We start from the raw sequence: 20152 nt of genomic DNA, 5'->3' as shown, positions 1-20152 counted from the left end.
CCTGACCGGTAGGTTATGGCGCATATCGCTGCAGTGATTCGGACCAGCGGAATATTTGGCTGCTTTTATCCTGTAGGCTAACGCGCTCTAAGTCATAAAATCCGTGCGTCTTTGCCGAGCGCATTTTGAGAATGTACTTACTTTCGCTGATGTCGTGCTGCCTTGTGCCGTCTTTATTCCAGTCTCCAGCAATGTCCGAATAGTAATAAACAAGGTCAGAAAACACGTTGATTATCTTGCTGTCTTTGATGGTGTAGAGTTCCAGCACTTCATAAAATGCGCCGCCGCCGGAATACGCATCAGAGTATCCACCCCGCACCCCGAATGCCAGGGTATCGGGTGCTATCCGGTACGGTGCCAGATCCAGCTTTGTATAATAAGCCAGCGGTCTGACGGACTCATCATCGCTCTCTTTTTCAGCGGCTTTATTCCACTCTGAGAGCTGGTTTAACGGTTTTTCCGAGCGTGCAATCGGCGTTAGCTGTGGATTCTGCCAGGAAAAAACGCCGAGATATAATTTATTAGCGCGCCCGTTGCTGTAGTTTTCCGGGCAGGTGTTATCCGCGTATTTTTTTGCTTGCTCGGCGTCAGCCTTATTATCGGCAAAACAAGCAATGCCAATATATTTACCGTCTTTTCCCCAAGATTTAGCACCGGTCAGGATCAGGTTGTCAGGATCTTCATTCGGTGCAACCCAGGCAATCCACTGCTTTTCAGATAAGCCCTGAGGAAGCTCACCAAATCCTTTCGCAGGGGTTGCTCCTGCCATTTGCTCAGCAAAAATCTGTTTACCTTCAGGATGTTGGATGGCACTGGCTACGGAATCGAGATTTTGTACGGTAGTGGCAAAAGCAGGGGAGAGCGAGGCCAGCAAAACCAGGGGAAGAAACTTTTTCACTATTGCGTCCTTTCAATAAGCAGGGCGATAAGGCTCGCCCTTAAATTTATTTCACGCGCGCCATAAAGTAGGCATCAACATACTCACCGTTGCGCAGGCCGTATTTCTTACCGGTGCCTTCGATTTCAAAGCCGTACTTCTTATAGACTGCTACAGCAGGCTCATTATCAACAAATACTGTCAGCTCAATGCGCTCGACGCGCAGCCAGTTGTCGCACATGTCGATCATCGTACGAATCAGCGCGCTGGCAACGCCACGATTGTGCCACCTGCCATCCACGCAGATACCAAAATCGGCCACGTGGCTGCGGCGCGGGCGCTGCGCGACCTCAATACAGAGATGCCCCACGACGATATCATCAATGCAGGCAACCAGCTGTTTGACACCGGCTTGCTCGGTTAGCCGCGCTTGCCACATTTCGAGAGAAGGATGAGGAACCTGTAGCGTGTTGTGGTACACCTCCGGCTGGGCGTGGATCTGACGAATTGCGTCGTAATCTTTCGGTTCAGCGTGGCGTATCACTATCTCACTCATTCCTTATCTCCTGCAGGGTTAATTGTGCATTTACACTCGCTGAGAAAGAAAAATCCGTCAACTGCATTTTTTTGCAAAAAGAAGTAGACAAGTGCGAATGAGAATGATTATTATTGCTCTGCGTTCAGGGGAACCCCTACGGAGAACCTGAAAGCACGACATTGCTCACATTGCTTCCAGTATTACTTTAGCCAGCTTTTGCTGGCTTTTTTTTGGGCTGGGTTTCGGGCTAGTTTGCTTGCCAGCTTAATCCCGGGCTGTGCTCGCAATCCTCACGTACTCTGTGTACGCTCCGGTTGCTGCGCGCAGGCCGTGAATAATCTGCCTACGCCACTTACGCCCGATCTTTTGGCTGTATAATGCGGTAGGCCGGATAAGGCAACGCCGCATCCGGCACGATGACAGGATGGATTCAGTCTCCAGCCGCTTTGCGCTATGGTGTAGACAATCACTTTCAAAAGGATCGTCTCATGACCTTACACTGCGCATTTATTGGTTTTGGTAAAAGCACCACTCGCTACCATTTGCCGTACGTCCTCAATCGCAAAAATAGCTGGCACGTTGCGCACATTTTCCGCCGCAACGCCAGGCCGGAAGAGCAGGCGCCGCAGTATTCGCATATTCACTTCACCAGCGACCTCGACGAGATCTTAAACGATCCGCAGGTGAAACTGGTGATCGTCTGTACCCATGCTGACAGCCATTTTGAATATGCTAAACGCGCGCTGGAAGCGGGTAAAAATGTGCTGGTTGAGAAACCCTTCACGCCGACGCTTGCGCAAGCAAAAGAGCTGTTCGAACTGGCGCGAAGCAAAGGACTGACCGTTACGCCGTATCAGAATCGCCGTTTTGACTCCTGCTTCCTCACCGCGAAAAAAGCCATTGAGAGCGGCAAGCTCGGCAAGATTGTTGAGGTTGAAAGCCATTTCGATTACTACCGTCCTGAAGCAGAAACCAAGCCGGGACTGCCGCAGGACGGCGCGTTTTATGGTCTGGGCGTACACACCATGGATCAGATTATCTCGCTGTTCGGACGTCCCGATCATGTGGCCTATGACATCCGCAGCCTGCGCAACAAAGCGAACCCGGACGATACCTTTGAAGCGCAGCTGTTTTACGGCGACCTGAAAGCCATTGTTAAAACCAGTCATCTGGTGAAAATCGACTATCCGAAGTTTATCGTCCATGGCACCAAAGGCTCGTTTGTGAAGTACGGCATCGACCAGCAGGAAACCAGCCTGAAGGCCAATATCATGCCGGGTGAGCCAGATTTCGCTGCTGATGATTCCATTGGGATGCTAGAGTACGTCAACGATGACGGCATCACGGTAAAAGAAGAGGTAAAGCCGGAAGTGGGGGATTACGGTCGCGTGTATGACGCGCTGTACCAGACGCTGACCACCGGTACGCCTAATTACGTCAAGGAATCTGAAGTTCTTACCAACCTGGAGATCCTCGAACGCGCCTTTGAACAGGCAACGCCTGCCACGATAACCCTCGCCAAATAGCCTGCACAGACTCCTCTGGGCTTGTTCATATTTTTTGAACAGAGGAGTCAATTTTCACCCTCTATGATCCCAGACGGATTGAGTCCACACTTACTCCATCGAAAACATCTGGGGGTGAACACAATGATCTACTTACGCAAAGCTAACGACCGTGGCCACGCTAATCATGGCTGGCTTGATTCATGGCATACCTTCTCTTTTGCCAACTACTATGACCCGAACTTTATGGGCTTCTCGGCACTGCGCGTGATTAACGATGACGTGATCGATGCAGGTCAGGGATTTGGTACTCACCCCCATAAAGACATGGAAATCCTGACCTACGTGCTGGAAGGCGCGGTGGAGCATCAGGACAGCATGGGCAACAAAGAGCAGGTTCCGGCCGGTGAGTTTCAGATTATGAGCGCCGGGACGGGGATCCGTCACTCGGAGTACAACCCGAGCAATACTGAGAAGCTGCATCTGTATCAGATCTGGATCATGCCGCAGGAGAACGGTATTACACCGCGCTATGAACAGCGTCGTTTCGATGCCGCTCAGGGTAAACAACTGGTGCTGTCGCCGGATGCCCGTGATGGTTCACTGAAAGTGTACCAGGATATGGAGCTGTACCGTTGGGCGCTGGTCAAAGATGAGCAGTCGGTGCATCAGATTGCCGCGGAACGCCGCGTTTGGATCCAGGTGGTAAAAGGCAACGTGACGATTAACGGCACCAAAGCGACCACCAGCGACGGTCTGGCAATCTGGGATGAACAGGCAATTTCTATTCATGCCGACAGCGACAGTGAAGTGTTGCTGTTTGACCTGCCGCCAGTATAAAAATACACGTCATCCTTCAAGCCGCATCTGTGTTGGCTTTCCTCGCTCACCCCGGTCGCGTACTTAATGTACGCTCCCGGGGATTCACTGCGTCGCCGCCTTGATGCAACTCGAATGATTTTGTGTATTTATCACAATAAAAACTCCTTTTTTTCTCTGCAAAGGTTCACGCACGTCCGTGGTAAACTGGGAGAATCTATCCCTTTTTAACGCTTCAGGACGATGAAAAAGAAAAGACCCGTACTTCAGGATGTAGCCGACCGCGTGGGCGTGACCAAAATGACGGTCAGTCGCTTTTTGCGTAACCCGGAGCAGGTCTCCGTGGCGCTGCGGGGCAAAATTGCCGCTGCACTTGATGAGCTGGGTTATATTCCCAATCGCGCTCCTGATATCCTTTCTAACGCTACCAGCCGCGCTATCGGCGTGCTGTTACCGTCTCTCACTAACCAGGTTTTTGCTGAAGTGCTACGCGGCATTGAGGCTGTCACCGACGCCCATGGTTATCAAACGATGCTCGCGCACTACGGCTATAAGCCTGAGATGGAACAAGAGCGCCTGGAATCGATGCTGTCGTGGAATATCGATGGCCTGATCCTCACCGAACGTAGCCATACGCCCCGTACGCTGAAAATGATTGAAGTTGCCGGTATCCCGGTGGTTGAGCTGATGGACAGTCAGTCTCCGTGTCTGGATATCGCCGTCGGTTTCGACAACTTCGAAGCCGCGCGTCAGATGACTGCCGCTATTATCGCCCGCGGGCACCGTCATGTAGCCTATCTTGGCGCTCGTCTTGATGAACGTACTATCATCAAACAGAGAGGCTACGAGCAGGCAATGCGCGATGCCAACCTGGTGCCGTACAGCGTGATGGTGGAACAGTCTTCTTCCTACTCCTCCGGTATTGAACTCATCCGTCAGGCGCGGCGTGAATACCCGCAGCTCGACGGCGTTTTCTGTACCAACGATGACCTGGCGGTAGGGGCGGCTTTCGAATGCCAGCGTTTAGGGCTGAAAATCCCGGATGACATGGCGATTGCCGGATTCCACGGTCACGACATCGGGCAGGTGATGGAGCCGCGTCTGGCGAGTGTGCTCACGCCACGTGAACGGATGGGCAGCATTGGCGCAGAACGTCTGCTGGCGCGCATTCGTGGTGAAGCAGTCACGCCTAAAATGTTAGATTTAGGTTTCACCTTGTCACCGGGCGGATCTATTTAAGCCAACAAGTTTGAAGTAGCTCACACTTATACACTTCGAGCACGAATGGATATTGCTTCTCTATTTATCCGGCTGGACAATGTTACCGATAACAGTTACCCGTAACAATTTCCTGATTCTTGTACCAGTGGGGGCAACGCTTTGAGCACGACTAATCATGATCACCACGTTTACGTTCTGATGGGCGTATCGGGCAGCGGTAAATCTGCTGTCGCCAGCGAAGTGGCGCATCAACTGCAGGCCGCGTTTCTTGATGGCGATTTTCTCCATCCGCGCAGCAACATCATGAAAATGGCTTCCGGTGAGCCACTCAACGATGACGACCGTAAACCGTGGCTACAGGCGCTGAATGACGCCGCTTTTGCGATGCAGCGTACCAACAAGGTTTCGCTGATCGTCTGTTCTGCCTTGAAAAAAGTCTACCGCGACCAGTTGCGCGACGGTAACCCGAACCTCTCTTTCATTTATCTGAAAGGGGATTTTGACGTTATCGAAAGCCGTCTGAAGGCGCGTAAAGGCCACTTCTTCAAAACGCAGATGCTGGTTACCCAGTTTGAAGCGCTGGAAGAACCGGGTGCGAATGAAAACGATGTACTGGTGGTCGATATCGATCAACCACTGGACGGTGTGGTCGCCAGCACCATTGAGGTTATTAACCAAGGCAGTAAGTAGTGAGCACATTAACGCTTGTTTTAACAGCAGTAGGGTCCGTTTTATTACTGCTGTTTTTAGTGATGAAGGCGCGTATGCACGCCTTCGTTGCTTTGATGGTGGTATCCATTGGTGCAGGTCTCTTTTCCGGTATGCCGCTCGATAAAATCGCGGCGACCATGGAAAAAGGGATGGGAGGCACGCTCGGTTTCCTGGCGATTGTGGTGGCGCTGGGGGCGATGTTCGGCAAGATTTTGCATGAGACCGGCGCGGTCGATCAGATTGCCGTCAAAATGCTGAAATCCTTCGGTCATAGCCGCGCACATTACGCGATTGGCCTGGCCGGTCTGATTTGCGCGCTGCCGCTGTTCTTTGAGGTGGCGATTGTGCTGCTGATTAGCGTAGCGTTCTCAATGGCGCGCCATACCGGTACTAACCTGGTTAAGTTGGTCATTCCGCTGTTTGCGGGCGTGGCGGCTGCCGCAGCGTTCCTGCTGCCGGGGCCTGCGCCGATGCTGCTGGCCTCTCAGATGCACGCCGACTTTGGCTGGATGATCCTGATTGGCCTGTGCGCCGCGATCCCGGGCATGATTATCGCCGGGCCGCTGTGGGGTAACTTCATCAGCCGTTACGTTGAGCTGCACGTACCGGAAGACATTTCCGAGCCGCATCTGGGCGAAGGCAAAATGCCCTCCTTTGGCTTCAGCTTATCGCTTATCCTGCTGCCGCTGGTGCTGGTTGGTCTGAAAACCATCGCCGCACGCTTTGTTCCGGTCGGTTCTTCAACCTACGAATGGTTCGAGTTTATCGGTCATCCGTTTACCGCGATTCTGGTTGCCTGTCTGGTGGCGATTTATGGTCTGGCGGTGCGCCAGGGCATGCCAAAAGACCGCGTGATGGAAATCTGCGGCCATGCGCTGCAGCCAGCGGGGATTATTCTGCTGGTGATTGGTGCGGGCGGCGTGTTCAAACAGGTACTGGTAGATTCCGGCGTTGGCCCTGCACTGGGCGAAGCGTTAACCGGTATGGGCTTGCCGATCGCTATCACCTGCTTCGTGCTGGCGGCGGCGGTGCGTATCATTCAGGGGTCCGCGACAGTGGCCTGCTTAACGGCGGTCGGTCTGGTGATGCCGGTGATTGAGCAACTGAACTACTCCGGTGCCCAGATGGCGGCGCTGTCTATCTGTATCGCGGGCGGCTCTATCGTGGTCAGCCACGTTAACGACGCTGGTTTCTGGTTGTTCGGTAAATTTACCGGTGCGACTGAAGCGCAAACGCTGAAGACCTGGACGATGATGGAAACCATCCTCGGTACGGTCGGCGCGATTGTCGGTATGATTGCTTTCCAGTTGTTGAGCTGATGGCATTGCCCGGTGGCGCTTGCGCTTACCGGGCCTACAAAAGACCACATATCGACACCGTAGGCCGGGTAAGGCGAAGCCGCCACCCGGCTTTTTTACAGCACCATCACACCAACCTCGGTTTTCAACCAACGCGGCGCTTTTAACGTATTGGCGAAATAACCTACCAAATCCTGCAGTAAATCGCCCGCCACGCGTTCCATCTCGTCAGACAGCGTTTTGCTCATCAGTAAATGCGTCAAAAGCTGGCAGTAACGCCCCATCTGATCTGGTTCGGGTTCAAAGAGGGGAGAGCGGGTCGGTAAGGTTTCTACCGTCAGGCTGGCCTGTAGATGCTGCGGTACAGGTTCCGTTAAGGTTGGTTGTAGTAGTGCCAGACAGGCCGACAGGCGCGCACAAATCGCCAGTTTTTCAACAGGGTCATGACATTCAACAAGCCCTTCGACAAAACGCTCACAGTTATCTGCCAGCTCGGTGAAATCCGTTGCATGGCTAAAGGGCAGGGTAAATAAAGAGTGTGAAAAGAGAGGGGTAGTCGCCATAGGGCAGCCTCCAATGAGTGATTTCATCCACCACTGGAGAGGCTAATCTCACTGGTGGTGGAACCGAACAGGGTTAGCCTTACCGGCCTCATCGGATACCGGCGCGTCTTGCGACGCCCCCGCCCGGTCCACCATTGGAGTGTACCTAAGCGTGCGACACAAAAATACTTGCGTCACCGATGAAGGAGTTCAGAAGGCTAATTCTGGCACCTGATTTTGCAGGTGCAGCGAGAAGATAATGCTTATCCGTGATGCTGACAAGAGGGCATTCCGGAAGGCGCTTCGCAGAAATGAAAATACGCTTTTTCAGCGGTTTAAAAGCATAAGGAATACCTGGTATTACAGTGCAATGCCGTTCAGTTAAGCATGTAGGGTGAACATGTGATTATTGCTCAGGGTTCCGTTCACCTCAGTGGTGTCATTTCTCTGAAGCGCTGATGCCCGTGAACGTGCAAGGGAGGCTCACCGCCGCCTCCCTTGCAACCCAGGCTCCCGGCGGGAAAATCGTCGCTGCGTGAGTTATTCGTCTTATTCCGTCTGCCTGTCGGGTCGGGGCCGAGCCTGCATCCATGCAGGCCGTCCCCTCTGCCCGCATCCCTGCGGGCAGACCCGGTCAGCCGTCAACACCTCATCGATTTTCAGCCGGACCAGGGTGTCGCTTCAGCGCTCTGGCTTTCAGCTATATCCGTTTTGCTGTTCACAGGTATTCAAGTAAAAGCTCAGGTGGTCAGGTGTGAGCTGGTCCGGCTGAAAATTGCCGACACGTTTCCGTAAGGCCGGGAGAACCCGCAGGGATGCGGGTTCAGGGCGCGTTTTGCATGGACGCTGCCTCGCGCCCGGCCCGGTAGCCTGGAGGAATAAGTGGAGGGAACCACGAAGTGGCAATTTTCCTGCCGGGAGCCGGGATTGCTAAGGGGGCTGCGTAGCCCCCTTAGCACGTTCACTGGTGACGAGATCTCAGAGAAGCAATGAGCATAACGTGAACGGAATCGTTCTCTGAAATGCCATGTTCTCCAGCTTCAAAACGGTTGCCCGGTGGCGCTTACGCTTACCGGGCCTACAAAATCAAAGAAAATACGGTTACCCCTTCATCCACATCCGCACGCCGTCGAGGAACATCTGGGTTGCCATCATCACCAGAATCAGCCCCATCAGGCGCTCCAGCGCGTTAACCCCTTTCTCTCCCAGCAGACGTAAAAACAGCGAAGACTGCAGCAAAATCACGAATGTACCGCCCCAGGCGATCAGCAGCGCAATCACCAGATGCCCCATCTGGTTTGGATACTGATGCGACAACAGCATTAATGAGGCCAGGATTGTCGGCCCGGCTACCAGCGGAATCGCCAGCGGTACGATAAATGGCTCTTCACCAGCCGGAAGCCCGGTGCTATTCCCGGTGGCGCTGGGGAAAATCATCTTAATGGCGATCAGGAACAGAATGATGCCCCCGGAGATCGATACGGTTTCTGCACGCAGGTTAAGAAATGCCAGAATTTTCTCGCCCGCAAACAGGAATATCAGCATCACCAACAGCGCAATGAACAGCTCGCGAATCATAATCGCGCGGCGACGTTTTGGTTCGGTATGTTTCAATACGGACATGAAAATGGGCAGATTTCCGAGCGGATCCATAATCAGGATCAATAAAACTGCCGCTGAAATGATTTCATTCATAACTCAAATTCCCTGATAATTACCGCGGACTTTCTGCTTGCTTGCGCAGCGGGATAAGTCGCATTACTGATGGCTTCGCTATCATTGATTAATTTCACTTGCGACTTTGGCTGCTTTTTGTATGGTGAAGGATAGGCCAGTAGGATACTGGTTAGCATACACAGCACACATCTCTGCAGGAAAAAACGCTATGAAAAATGTTGGTTTTATCGGCTGGCGCGGTATGGTCGGCTCTGTTCTCATGCAACGCATGGTTGAGGAGCGTGACTTCGACGCCATTCGCCCTGTTTTCTTTTCTACTTCCCAGCTTGGGCAGGCGGCACCGACGTTCGGTGGCACCGCGACCGGCACACTTCAGGACGCTTTTGATCTGGATGCGCTGAAGGCGCTCGATATCATCGTGACCTGTCAGGGCGGCGATTATACCAACGAAATCTATCCAAAGCTTCGTGAAAGCGGTTGGCAGGGGTACTGGATTGACGCAGCCTCTTCGCTGCGTATGAAAGACGATGCCATCATTATTCTCGATCCGGTTAACCAGGATGTCATCACCGACGGCCTGAACAAAGGCATTAAGACCTTTGTTGGCGGCAACTGTACCGTTAGCCTGATGCTGATGTCCCTCGGTGGCCTGTTTGCCAATGACCTGGTTGACTGGGTTTCCGTGGCGACCTATCAGGCGGCATCCGGCGGCGGCGCGCGCCATATGCGTGAACTGCTGTCTCAGATGGGTCATCTGTATGGCCATGTGGCCGAGGAACTGGCGACCCCTTCCTCTGCTATTCTCGACATCGAACGTAAAGTGACGACCCTGTCCCGCAGCGGCGAACTGCCGGTTGATAACTTTGGCGTACCGCTGGCCGGTAGCCTGATTCCGTGGATCGACAAACAGCTCGATAACGGTCAGAGCCGCGAAGAGTGGAAGGGACAGGCGGAAACCAACAAAATTCTCAACACGTCTTCCGTGATCCCGGTTGATGGTCTGTGCGTGCGCGTCGGCGCGCTGCGCTGCCACAGCCAGGCGTTCACCATTAAACTGAAAAAAGATGTGTCTATTCCGACCGTGGAAGAACTGCTGGCGGCGCACAATCCGTGGGCCAAAGTTGTACCAAACGATCGGGATATCACCATGCGTGAGTTAACCCCGGCGGCCGTTACCGGCACGCTGACCACGCCAGTAGGCCGTCTGCGTAAGCTGAACATGGGACCGGAGTTCCTGTCAGCCTTTACTGTGGGCGACCAGTTGCTGTGGGGTGCTGCGGAGCCATTGCGCCGTATGCTGCGTCAATTGGCGTAATAGTTTGTTAACGATCAAGGGGTGAGGAATCACCCCTTTTTTTGCGTAATACAGGAGTAAGCGCAGATGTTTCATTTTTTACCAGGAGTAAGATAAAGCATTGGCTATTCTTTAAGGGTGACTTAGTACCGGAGGTATTAAGTTGTTGCCTGAAGGTGGGACGACGCAGAGAGGATGCACAATTGTGCTGCGCCGTTCAGGTCAAAAAAGTGTCACTACCTGATGTCGAAAATCAGTTGGAAGGGGTGACGCCATAAAACAGGATGACAACCATGTCCGTTCGTATCGATAGAGACGTGATTAATGCGCTAATTGCAGGCCATTTTGCGGATCCTTTTTCCGTACTCGGTATGCACCAAACTGATGCTGGACTTGAAGTCCGCGCCCTATTACCTGACGCCACCGAAGTGTGGGTAATCGAACCCAAAACCGGACGCAAAGTCGGCAAGCTGGATTGCCTCGACTCTCGCGGTTTTTTCTGTGCAGTACTTCCCCGCCGTAAAAATTTCTTTCGCTATCAGTTGGCCGTTGTCTGGCATGGACAGCAGAATCTGATTGATGACCCTTATCGTTTTGGCCCGCTGATCCAGGATATGGATGCCTGGCTGTTATCTGAAGGTACGCATCTGCGACCTTACGAAACGCTGGGTGCGCATGCGGATACCATGGATGGCGTAACCGGTACGCGCTTCTCAGTCTGGGCGCCTAACGCTCAACGCGTGTCAGTGGTTGGGCAGTTCAACTACTGGGATGGCCGTCGCCACCCGATGCGCCTGCGCAAAGAAAGCGGTATCTGGGAGCTGTTTATCCCCGGTGCGCAACAGGGGCAGCTGTATAAATACGAGATGATTGATGCCAACGGTAAGCTGCGAATCAAAGCGGACCCTTACGCCTTCGAAGCGCAAATGCGTCCGGAAACCGCGTCGCTTATCTGTGGTCTGCCGGAAAAAGTAGTGCAAAGCGAGGCGCGCAAAAAAGCCAACCAGTTTGATGCACCGATCTCTATCTATGAAGTGCACCTGGGCTCATGGCGTCGTCATACCGATAACAACTTCTGGCTAAGCTACCGTGAGCTGGCGGATCAACTGGTGCCTTACGCCAAGTGGATGGGCTTTACTCATCTCGAACTGTTGCCGATTAACGAGCATCCGTTCGACGGTAGCTGGGGCTACCAGCCTACCGGTATGTATGCGCCGACCCGTCGCTTCGGGACGCGCGATGATTTCCGCTATTTCGTGAATGCCGCGCATCAGGCGGGGCTGAACGTCATTCTCGACTGGGTGCCGGGCCACTTCCCATCGGACGACTTTGGTTTGGCTGAGTTTGATGGCACCAACCTGTATGAGCACAGCGACCCGCGCGAAGGGTATCACCAGGACTGGAACACGCTGATCTACAACTATGGTCGCCGTGAAGTCAGCAACTACCTGGTGGGCAACGCCCTGTACTGGATTGAACGCTTTGGTATTGACGCGTTGCGCGTGGATGCCGTGGCGTCGATGATTTATCGCGACTACAGCCGCAAAGAAGGGGAATGGATCCCAAACGAATTTGGTGGTCGTGAAAACCTCGAAGCCATTGAATTTTTGCGCAATACCAACCGCATTCTTGGCGAGCAGGTGCCTGGTGCGGTGAGTATGGCGGAAGAGTCCACCGACTTTGCCGGCGTTTCAAGACCACAGGATATGGGCGGTTTAGGGTTCTGGTATAAGTGGAACCTCGGCTGGATGCACGACACGCTGGACTACATGAAGCTGGACCCGATTCATCGTCAGTACCATCACGACAAGCTGACCTTCGGCATGCTGTACAACTACACCGAAAACTTTGTCCTGCCGCTGTCGCATGATGAAGTGGTACACGGTAAAAAATCCATTCTCGATCGCATGCCGGGAGACGCATGGCAGAAGTTTGCCAACCTGCGCGCCTACTACGGCTGGATGTGGGCCTTCCCAGGCAAGAAACTGCTGTTTATGGGCAACGAGTTTGCGCAGGGACGTGAATGGAACCATGACGCCAGCCTCGACTGGCACCTGCTGGAAGGTGGCGATAACTGGCACCACGGCGTACAGCGTCTGGTGCGCGATCTGAACCACACCTACCGTCATCACAAAGCGCTGCACGAGCTCGACTTTGACGCCTATGGCTTTGAGTGGCTGGTGGTAGATGACAACGAACGTTCGGTGCTGGCTTTCGTGCGTCGTGACAAGGTCGGCAATGAAATCATCGTGGTCAGCAACTTTACGCCTGTGCCCCGCCACGGCTATCGCTTCGGTATCAATCAACCAGGCAAATGGCGTGAGATCCTCAATACCGACTCGATGCATTACCACGGTAGCAATACCGGCAACGGCGGTGCGGTGCACAGCGATGAAATCGCCAGCCATGGTCGTCAGCACTCACTGAGCCTCACGTTACCGCCGTTGGCAACGATCTGGCTGGTTCGGGAGGGGTAATGACGCAACTGGCAACCGGCAACGCCACCCCCCATGGTGCAACGTATGACGGCCATGGTGTCAATTTCACACTCTTCTCGGCCCACGCTGAACGCGTTGAATTATGCGTATTCGATGAGCAAGGGTGCGAACTTCGCTATGACCTGCCGGGGCGTAGCGGTGATGTCTGGCACGGCTATCTGGCCAACGCCCGGCCCGGTCTGCGCTATGGCTATCGTGTTCATGGCCCATGGCAACCGCAGCAGGGCCACCGGTTTAATCCGGCCAAGCTGCTGCTTGACCCTTGCGCCCGTCGGGTGGATGGCGAGTTAAAAGATAACCCGCTGCTGCACGGTGGGCTAAATGAACCGGATCATCATGATAATGCCACCATCGCGCTGAAGGGCGTGGTGGTGTCCGATCATTATGACTGGGAGGATGATACCCCGCCGCGCACGCCGTGGGGCAATACCGTGATTTACGAAGCGCATGTCAAAGGGTTGACGTATTTGCATCCTGAGCTGCCGGAAGAGATTCGCGGAACCTACAAAGCGCTGGGCCATCCGGTAATGATCGACTATTTCAAGCGCCTTGGAATTACTGCGCTGGAGCTGCTGCCGGTGGCGCATTTTGCCAGCGAACCACGGCTTCAGCGGCTGGGGCTGTCGAACTATTGGGGCTACAACCCGGTAGCGATGTTTGCGTTGCATCCGGCCTATGCCTGTTCGCCGGAGAGTGCGCTTGATGAGTTTCGCGACGCGGTAAAAGCGCTGCACAAAGCGGGGATTGAGGTCATTCTCGATATCGTTTTGAACCACAGCGCTGAGCTGGATCTCGAAGGCCCCGTCTTCTCGCTGCGCGGAATTGATAACCGTAGCTATTATTGGATCAGGGACGATGGTGATTACTACAACTGGACCGGTTGTGGGAACACCCTCAATCTGAGCCATCCGGGCGTTGTGGAATACGCATGTGAATGCCTGCGCTACTGGGTTGAAACCTGCCATGTGGATGGTTTTCGTTTTGATTTGGCTTCCGTCATGGGGCGTACACCTGCGTTTCGTCAGGATGCGCCACTGTTTACCGCGATCCAAAACTGTCCGCTGCTCTCACGCGTTAAGCTGATTGCGGAACCGTGGGATATTGGTGAAGGCGGGTATCAGGTGGGGAATTTCCCCCCGCCGTTTGCCGAGTGGAATGACCATTTCCGCGATGCGACCCGACGCTTCTGGCTCCAGCGTAATCTCTCGTTGGGTGAGTTTGCCGGGCGTTTTGCCGCATCAAGCGACGTGTTTAAACGCGATGGTCGCAAACCCAGCGCGACGGTCAATCTGGTGACTGCGCACGACGGTTTTACGCTACGCGACTGTGTGTGCTTCACAAATAAGCACAATGAAGCGAATGGTGAGGAAAATCGCGACGGCACTAGCAATAACTACAGCGACAATCATGGTAAAGAAGGATTAGGCGGCACGCTGGACCTGATTGAGCGGCGGCGCGACAGCATTCATGCGCTGTTATCCACGCTGTTGCTCTCCCAGGGGACGCCGATGTTGCTGGCGGGCGATGAGCATGGTCATAGCCAGCACGGCAACAATAACGCTTACTGCCAGGATAACGCCCTGACCTGGCTGGACTGGCAGCAGGCAAACAGCGGACTAACCACTTTTACCGCTGCCCTGATCCATCTTCGCCAGCAAATTCCTGCATTAACGGACGATCGCTGGTGGGAAGAGGGCGATGGCAATGTTCGTTGGCTGAATAAGTACGCACAACCCTTAAGTGCGGATGAGTGGCAAAACGGCCCGAGGCAGATGCAAATCCTGCTATCAGACCGTTTTCTGATTGCAATAAATGCCACGCTTGAGGTGACAGATATCGTTTTACCTGAAGGGGAATGGTGCGCCGTTCCCCCATTTGCCGGAGAGGATAATCCGGTGCTTACGGCTGTCTGGCAGGGACCTGCGCACGGACTGTGTGTGTTCCAGAGAAGATAAAAAAGGAGTTAGTCATGGTGAGTTTAGAGAAGAACGATCGTGTAATGTTGGCGCGCCAGCTGCCATTAAAATCTGTTGCCCTGATCCTGGCCGGTGGCCGCGGTACCCGCTTAAAAGATTTAACCAACAAACGTGCCAAACCTGCTGTGCACTTTGGCGGTAAGTTCCGCATTATCGATTTTGCCTTATCCAACTGTATTAACTCCGGGATCCGCCGTATTGGCGTGATCACCCAGTACCAGTCCCACACGCTGGTGCAGCATATTCAGCGCGGCTGGTCGTTCTTTAGCGAAGAGATGAACGAGTTTGTCGATCTGCTGCCTGCCCAGCAGAGAATGCAGGGTGAAAACTGGTATCGCGGTACGGCGGATGCGGTGACCCAAAACCTGGACATCATTCGACGCTATAAAGCGGAATATGTGGTGATCCTCGCGGGCGATCATATCTACAAGCAGGACTACTCACGCATGCTGATCGACCACGTCGAGAAAGGCGCGCGTTGCACCGTGGCCTGTATGCCAGTGCCTATTGAAGAGGCCAGCGCGTTTGGCGTAATGGACGTGGACGACAGCGACAAAATTATCGAGTTTGTTGAAAAACCCGCTAACCCGCCAGCCATGCCAGGCGACCCGACCAAATCTCTTGCCAGTATGGGGATCTACGTTTTCAACGCCGATTATCTGTATGAATTGCTGGCGGAAGATGACCTCGATGAAAACTCCAGTCACGATTTCGGTAAAGACATTATCCCGAAAATCACCGAAGCTGGCATGGCGTATGCACATCCATTCCCGTTGTCCTGCGTGCAGTCTGACCCGGAATCCGAGCCGTACTGGCGTGACGTGGGTACGCTGGAAGCCTACTGGAAGGCGAACCTCGATCTGGCTTCGGTGACGCCTGAACTGGACATGTACGACCAGGACTGGCCAATCCGTACGCACATGGAATCGCTGCCACCGGCGAAATTTGTTCAGGACCGTTCCGGCAGCCACGGAATGACGCTGAACTCGCTGGTTTCTGGCGGATGCATAATTTCAGGTTCGGTGGTGGTGCAGTCCGTTCTGTTCCCGCGAGTGCGGGTGAATTCATTCTGTAACATTGATTCGGCAGTGTTGTTACCTGAAGTGTGGGTGGGACGTTCGTGCCGCTTACGTCGTTGCATTATCGACCGCGCCTGCGTTATTCCCGAAGGCATGGTGATTGGTGAAAACGCGGAAGAAGATGCGCGTCGTTTCTACCGTTCAGAGGAAGGTATTGTGCTGGTCACGCGTGAAATGCTACGCAAACTGCAGATCAAACAGGAGCGATAATGCAGGTTTTACACGTTTGTTCAGAGATGTTCCCCCTGTTAAAAACCGGGGGACTGGCGGATGTTATTGGGGCGTTACCCGCAGCGCAAATAGCGGACGGCGTGGATGCCCGCGTGCTGCTCCCGGCGTTTCCTGATATTCGTCGCGGCATTCCCGATGCGCAGGTTGTAACGCGTCGGGATACCTTCGCCGGACGTATCACGCTGCTGTTCGGGCATTTCAACGGCGTGGGTATTTACCTGATTGACGCGCCGCATCTCTATGACCGCCCCGGTAGCCCGTATCACGACACTAACCTGTTTGCGTATACCGATAACGTGCAGCGTTTTGCATTGCTGGGCTGGGTTGGCTGTGAAATGGCCTGTGGCCTTGACCCATTCTGGCGCCCGGATGTGGTGCATGCGCACGACTGGCATGCGGGTCTGGCTCCGGCGTATCTGGCGGCGCGCGGCCATCCGGCGAAATCGGTATTCACCGTCCACAACCTGGCGTATCAAGGCATGTTTTATGCAAAGCATATGGATGACATCCAATTGCCATGGTCGTTCTTTAATGTGCACGGACTGGAGTTTAACGGGCAGATTTCGTTTCTGAAGGCAGGGTTGTACTACGCCGACCACATTACGGCGGTCAGTCCGACCTACGCGCGGGAAATTACCGAGCCGCAGTTTGCCTACGGGATGGAAGGTCTGTTGCAGCAGCGTCATCGTGAAGGCCGTCTTTCCGGCGTGCTGAACGGCGTTGATGAAAAAATCTGGAGCCCGGAAACCGATCTCCTGCTGGCATCGCGATATACGCGCGACACGCTGGAGGAGAAGGCAGAAAACAAACGTCAGCTTCAGATAGCGATGGGACTTAAGGTCAACGATAAAGTACCGCTGTTTGCCGTGGTGAGCCGTCTGACCAGTCAAAAAGGGCTGGATCTGGTGCTGGAAGCGCTGCCGGGGTTGTTAGAGCAGGGTGGACAGCTGGCATTGTTAGGCGCGGGTGATCCGGTATTACAGGAAGGATTCCTCGCCGCAGCGGCGGAACATCCAGGACAGGTGGGTGTGCAGATCGGCTATCACGAAGCCTTCTCGCACCGCATCATGGGTGGGGCCGATGTGATATTGGTTCCCAGCCGTTTTGAGCCGTGTGGCTTAACGCAGTTGTATGGACTGAAGTACGGCACGCTGCCGCTGGTGCGGCGCACCGGTGGGCTGGCTGATACAGTCTCTGACAGTTCGCTGGAAAACCTGGCGGACGGTATCGCCAGTGGGTTTGTATTTGAAGATAGTAATGCCTGGTCGCTGTTACGCGCGATCCGGCGTGCTTTCGTATTGTGGTCCCGGCCTTCGCTTTGGCGGTTTGTACAACGTCAGGCCATGACCATGGATTTTAGCTGGCAAGTCGCGGCGAAGTCATACCGTGAGCTTTACTATCGCTTGAAATAGATATCCAGGAATCACCTATATGAATGCTCCATTTACTTATGCATCGCCCACACTCAGCGTAGAGGCACTTAAGCATTCTATTGCCTATAAGCTGATGTTCACGATTGGTAAGGACCCGGTCATTGCCAATAAACATGAGTGGCTGAACGCCACGTTGTTCGCGGTGCGCGACCGTCTCGTGGAGCGCTGGCTGCGTTCTAACCGTGCGCAATTATCTCAGGAAACTCGTCAGGTCTATTACCTGTCTATGGAGTTTCTGATTGGCCGCACGCTTTCCAATGCACTGTTATCGCTGGGTATTTATGACGATGTCAAAAATGCGCTGGAAGGTATGGGGTTGGATCTTGAAGATCTGATCGACGAAGAAAACGACCCAGGTCTTGGCAATGGCGGTCTCGGGCGCCTGGCGGCCTGCTTTCTGGACTCACTGGCAACGCTGGGCCTGCCGGGACGCGGTTACGGTATTCGTTATGACTACGGTATGTTCAAGCAGAACATTGTTGATGGCCGCCAGAAAGAGTCGCCTGACTACTGGCTGGAATACGGTAACCCGTGGGAATTCAAACGCCACAACACGCGCTACAAAGTGCGTTTTGGCGGGCGCATTCAGCAGGAAGGTAAGAAAACGCGCTGGATAGAAACCGAAGAGATCCTCGCGGTCGCCTACGACCAGATTATTCCCGGTTACGACACCGACGCCACCAACACGCTGCGCCTGTGGAATGCCCAGGCCAGTAGTGAGATCAATCTCGGTAAATTTAACCAGGGCGACTACTTTGCGGCGGTGGAAGATAAAAACCACTCCGAGAACGTTTCCCGCGTACTTTACCCAGATGACTCCACCTATTCGGGACGCGAGCTGCGGTTGCGCCAGGAGTATTTCCTGGTCTCCTCCACGGTGCAGGACATTCTGAGCCGTCATTACCAGCTGCACAAAACCTACGACAACCTGGCGGATAAAATCGCCATTCACCTCAACGACACCCATCCGGTGCTGTCGATCCCTGAGCTAATGCGACTGCTAATCGATGAGCATAAGTTCAGCTGGGATGATGCGTTTGAGGTCTGCTGTCAGGTCTTCTCGTATACCAACCACACTTTGATGAGCGAAGCGCTGGAGACCTGGCCCGTCGATATGCTGGGCAAAATTTTGCCGCGCCATCTGCAAATCATCTTTGAAATCAACGACTACTTCCTGAAGACGTTACAGGAACAGTATCCAAACGATACTGCTCTGCTGGGGCGGACGTCGATTATCGATGAATCTAACGGCCGTCGTGTGCGTATGGCATGGCTGGCGGTGGTGGTGAGCCACAAGGTTAACGGCGTTTCCGAGCTGCACTCCAACCTGATGGTGCAGTCGCTGTTTGCTGATTTTGCGAAGATTTTCCCGACTCGCTTCTGCAACGTCACCAATGGCGTGACGCCGCGCCGCTGGCTGGCGCTGGCTAACCCGTCGCTCTCTGAAGTGCTGGATGAGAACATTGGTCGCACCTGGCGAACCGATCTCAGCCAGCTCAGCGAGCTTGAGCAGCACTGCGATTACCCACTGGTAAATCAGGCGGTGCGCCGCGCGAAGCTGGAGAATAAAAAGCGTCTGGCCACGCTCATCGCCCAGCAACTGAACGTGGTGGTGAACCCGAAATCGCTGTTTGATGTGCAGATAAAGCGTATTCACGAATACAAACGCCAGTTGATGAACGTGCTGCATGTGATCACCCGCTACAACCGCATTAAGGCCGATCCTGACGCTGAGTGGGTGCCGCGTGTGAATATCTTCGCCGGTAAAGCGGCTTCTGCTTATTACATGGCGAAACACATCATTCACCTGATCAACGACGTCGCGAAAGTGATCAACAACGATCCGCAAATTGGCGACAAGCTGAAAGTGGTGTTTATCCCCAACTACAGCGTCAGCCTGGCGCAGGTGATTATTCCAGCTGCCGACCTTTCTGAACAGATTTCTCTGGCCGGGACCGAAGCCTCCGGTACCAGTAATATGAAATTTGCTCTTAACGGTGCGCTGACCATCGGGACGCTGGACGGTGCCAACGTTGAGATGCTGGAGCATGTGGGCGCAGAAAATATCTTTATCTTTGGTAATACGGCGGAAGAAGTCGAGGCTTTACGCAGCCAGGGCTACAAGCCGCGTGAGTATTACGAGAAAGACGAAGAGCTGCACCAGGTGCTGACGCAGATCGGCAGCGGCGTATTCAGCCCTGAGGAGCCGGGACGCTATCGCGACCTGGTGGATTCGCTGATTAACTTTGGCGACCACTATCAGGTTCTGGCGGATTATCGCAGCTACGTGGATTGCCAGGATAAGGTTGATGAACTGTATCGTCACCCGGAAGAGTGGACCACCAAGTCGATGATTAATATTGCCAACATGGGGTACTTCTCGTCGGACAGGACGATCAAAGAGTACGCCGAAAACATCTGGCATATTGATTCGGTGCGGTTGTAACACACGA

15 protein-coding genes are annotated in these 20152 nt (G+C 53.9%); 11 read left to right on the top strand and 4 right to left on the bottom strand.

Features of this window, described 5'->3' with window-relative positions; translation table 11 throughout:
* Positions 1–13 precede the first annotated feature (13 nt).
* Both OGY10_RS21860 and yhhY read right to left on the bottom strand, forming a co-directional pair.
* Entirely contained in the window at positions 14–898 is an 885-nt protein-coding gene (locus tag OGY10_RS21860) for a hypothetical protein (RefSeq protein ID WP_048236954.1), read from the bottom strand.
* 46 nt (positions 899–944) lie between these two features.
* Positions 945–1433, bottom strand: coding sequence for an N-acetyltransferase (gene yhhY, locus OGY10_RS21855; protein ID WP_008786353.1), 489 nt, complete (start codon positions 1431–1433; stop codon positions 945–947).
* Between the two features lie 470 nt (positions 1434–1903).
* Between yhhY and OGY10_RS21850 the strand changes: the two genes are divergently transcribed.
* The 5 genes from OGY10_RS21850 (at position 1904) to gntU (ending at position 6990) form a co-directional block, all read left to right on the top strand.
* Complete coding sequence (locus tag OGY10_RS21850; protein WP_191226702.1) at positions 1904–2941, top strand: oxidoreductase; 1038 nt, start codon at positions 1904–1906, stop codon at positions 2939–2941.
* Positions 2942–3064: 123 nt separating this feature from the next.
* Entirely contained in the window at positions 3065–3760 is a 696-nt protein-coding gene (gene yhhW / locus OGY10_RS21845) for a quercetin 2,3-dioxygenase (protein WP_003023472.1), read from the top strand.
* Positions 3761–3982: 222 nt separating this feature from the next.
* Entirely contained in the window at positions 3983–4978 is a 996-nt protein-coding gene (gene gntR / locus OGY10_RS21840) for a gluconate operon transcriptional repressor GntR (RefSeq protein ID WP_008786351.1), read from the top strand.
* Between the two features lie 141 nt (positions 4979–5119).
* Positions 5120–5650: a gluconokinase gene (gene gntK, locus OGY10_RS21835; protein ID WP_003023475.1), complete on the top strand. Its 531-nt coding sequence runs from the start codon at positions 5120–5122 to the stop codon at positions 5648–5650.
* Positions 5650–6990, top strand: coding sequence for a gluconate transporter (gene gntU / locus OGY10_RS21830; protein WP_060682883.1), 1341 nt, complete (start codon positions 5650–5652; stop codon positions 6988–6990). Before gntK ends, gntU begins: the two co-directional genes overlap by 1 nt.
* Positions 6991–7085: 95 nt before the next feature.
* Here the strand turns inward: gntU and OGY10_RS21825 are convergent, their stop codons facing one another.
* Together OGY10_RS21825 and yhgN are read right to left on the bottom strand one after the other, a co-directional pair.
* On the bottom strand, positions 7086–7532 hold the full coding sequence (locus OGY10_RS21825) for a hypothetical protein (protein ID WP_191226703.1): 447 nt from the start codon (positions 7530–7532) through the stop codon (positions 7086–7088).
* A gap of 1080 nt (positions 7533–8612) precedes the next feature.
* Positions 8613–9206: an NAAT family transporter YhgN gene (gene yhgN, locus OGY10_RS21820; protein ID WP_003023480.1), complete on the bottom strand. Its 594-nt coding sequence runs from the start codon at positions 9204–9206 to the stop codon at positions 8613–8615.
* Positions 9207–9396: 190 nt separating this feature from the next.
* Here yhgN and asd point away from each other — a divergent pair, with 190 nt between their 5' ends.
* The 6 genes from asd (at position 9397) to glgP (ending at position 20145) form a co-directional block, all read left to right on the top strand.
* Positions 9397–10503, top strand: coding sequence for an aspartate-semialdehyde dehydrogenase (gene asd, locus OGY10_RS21815; RefSeq protein ID WP_003827614.1), 1107 nt, complete (start codon positions 9397–9399; stop codon positions 10501–10503).
* Positions 10504–10775: 272 nt separating this feature from the next.
* Positions 10776–12959, top strand: a complete 2184-nt coding sequence (glgB, locus tag OGY10_RS21810) for a 1,4-alpha-glucan branching enzyme (protein WP_186412905.1) — start codon at positions 10776–10778, stop codon at positions 12957–12959.
* Positions 12959–14935 (top strand): glycogen debranching protein GlgX, encoded by a 1977-nt coding sequence (glgX, locus tag OGY10_RS21805; protein ID WP_048236950.1) that lies wholly within the window; start codon positions 12959–12961, stop codon positions 14933–14935. The genes glgB and glgX overlap by 1 nt, the downstream gene beginning before the upstream one ends.
* Positions 14936–14949: 14 nt before the next feature.
* A complete protein-coding gene (gene glgC, locus OGY10_RS21800) occupies positions 14950–16245 on the top strand; it encodes a glucose-1-phosphate adenylyltransferase (RefSeq protein ID WP_006687433.1) in 1296 nt (431 codons plus the stop codon).
* A complete protein-coding gene (gene glgA, locus OGY10_RS21795) occupies positions 16245–17678 on the top strand; it encodes a glycogen synthase GlgA (protein WP_003827622.1) in 1434 nt (477 codons plus the stop codon). The genes glgC and glgA overlap by 1 nt, the downstream gene beginning before the upstream one ends.
* 19 nt (positions 17679–17697) lie before the next feature.
* On the top strand, positions 17698–20145 hold the full coding sequence (gene glgP, locus OGY10_RS21790) for a glycogen phosphorylase (protein WP_003827624.1): 2448 nt from the start codon (positions 17698–17700) through the stop codon (positions 20143–20145).
* The last annotated feature ends 7 nt before the right edge of the window (positions 20146–20152 follow it).

It is taken from the genome of Citrobacter sp. Cpo148 (genome assembly GCF_030332375.1).
GTDB classification, from domain to species: Bacteria; Pseudomonadota; Gammaproteobacteria; order Enterobacterales; family Enterobacteriaceae; genus Citrobacter; species Citrobacter portucalensis.
This window is presented reverse-complemented; position numbering and strand designations above follow the sequence as displayed.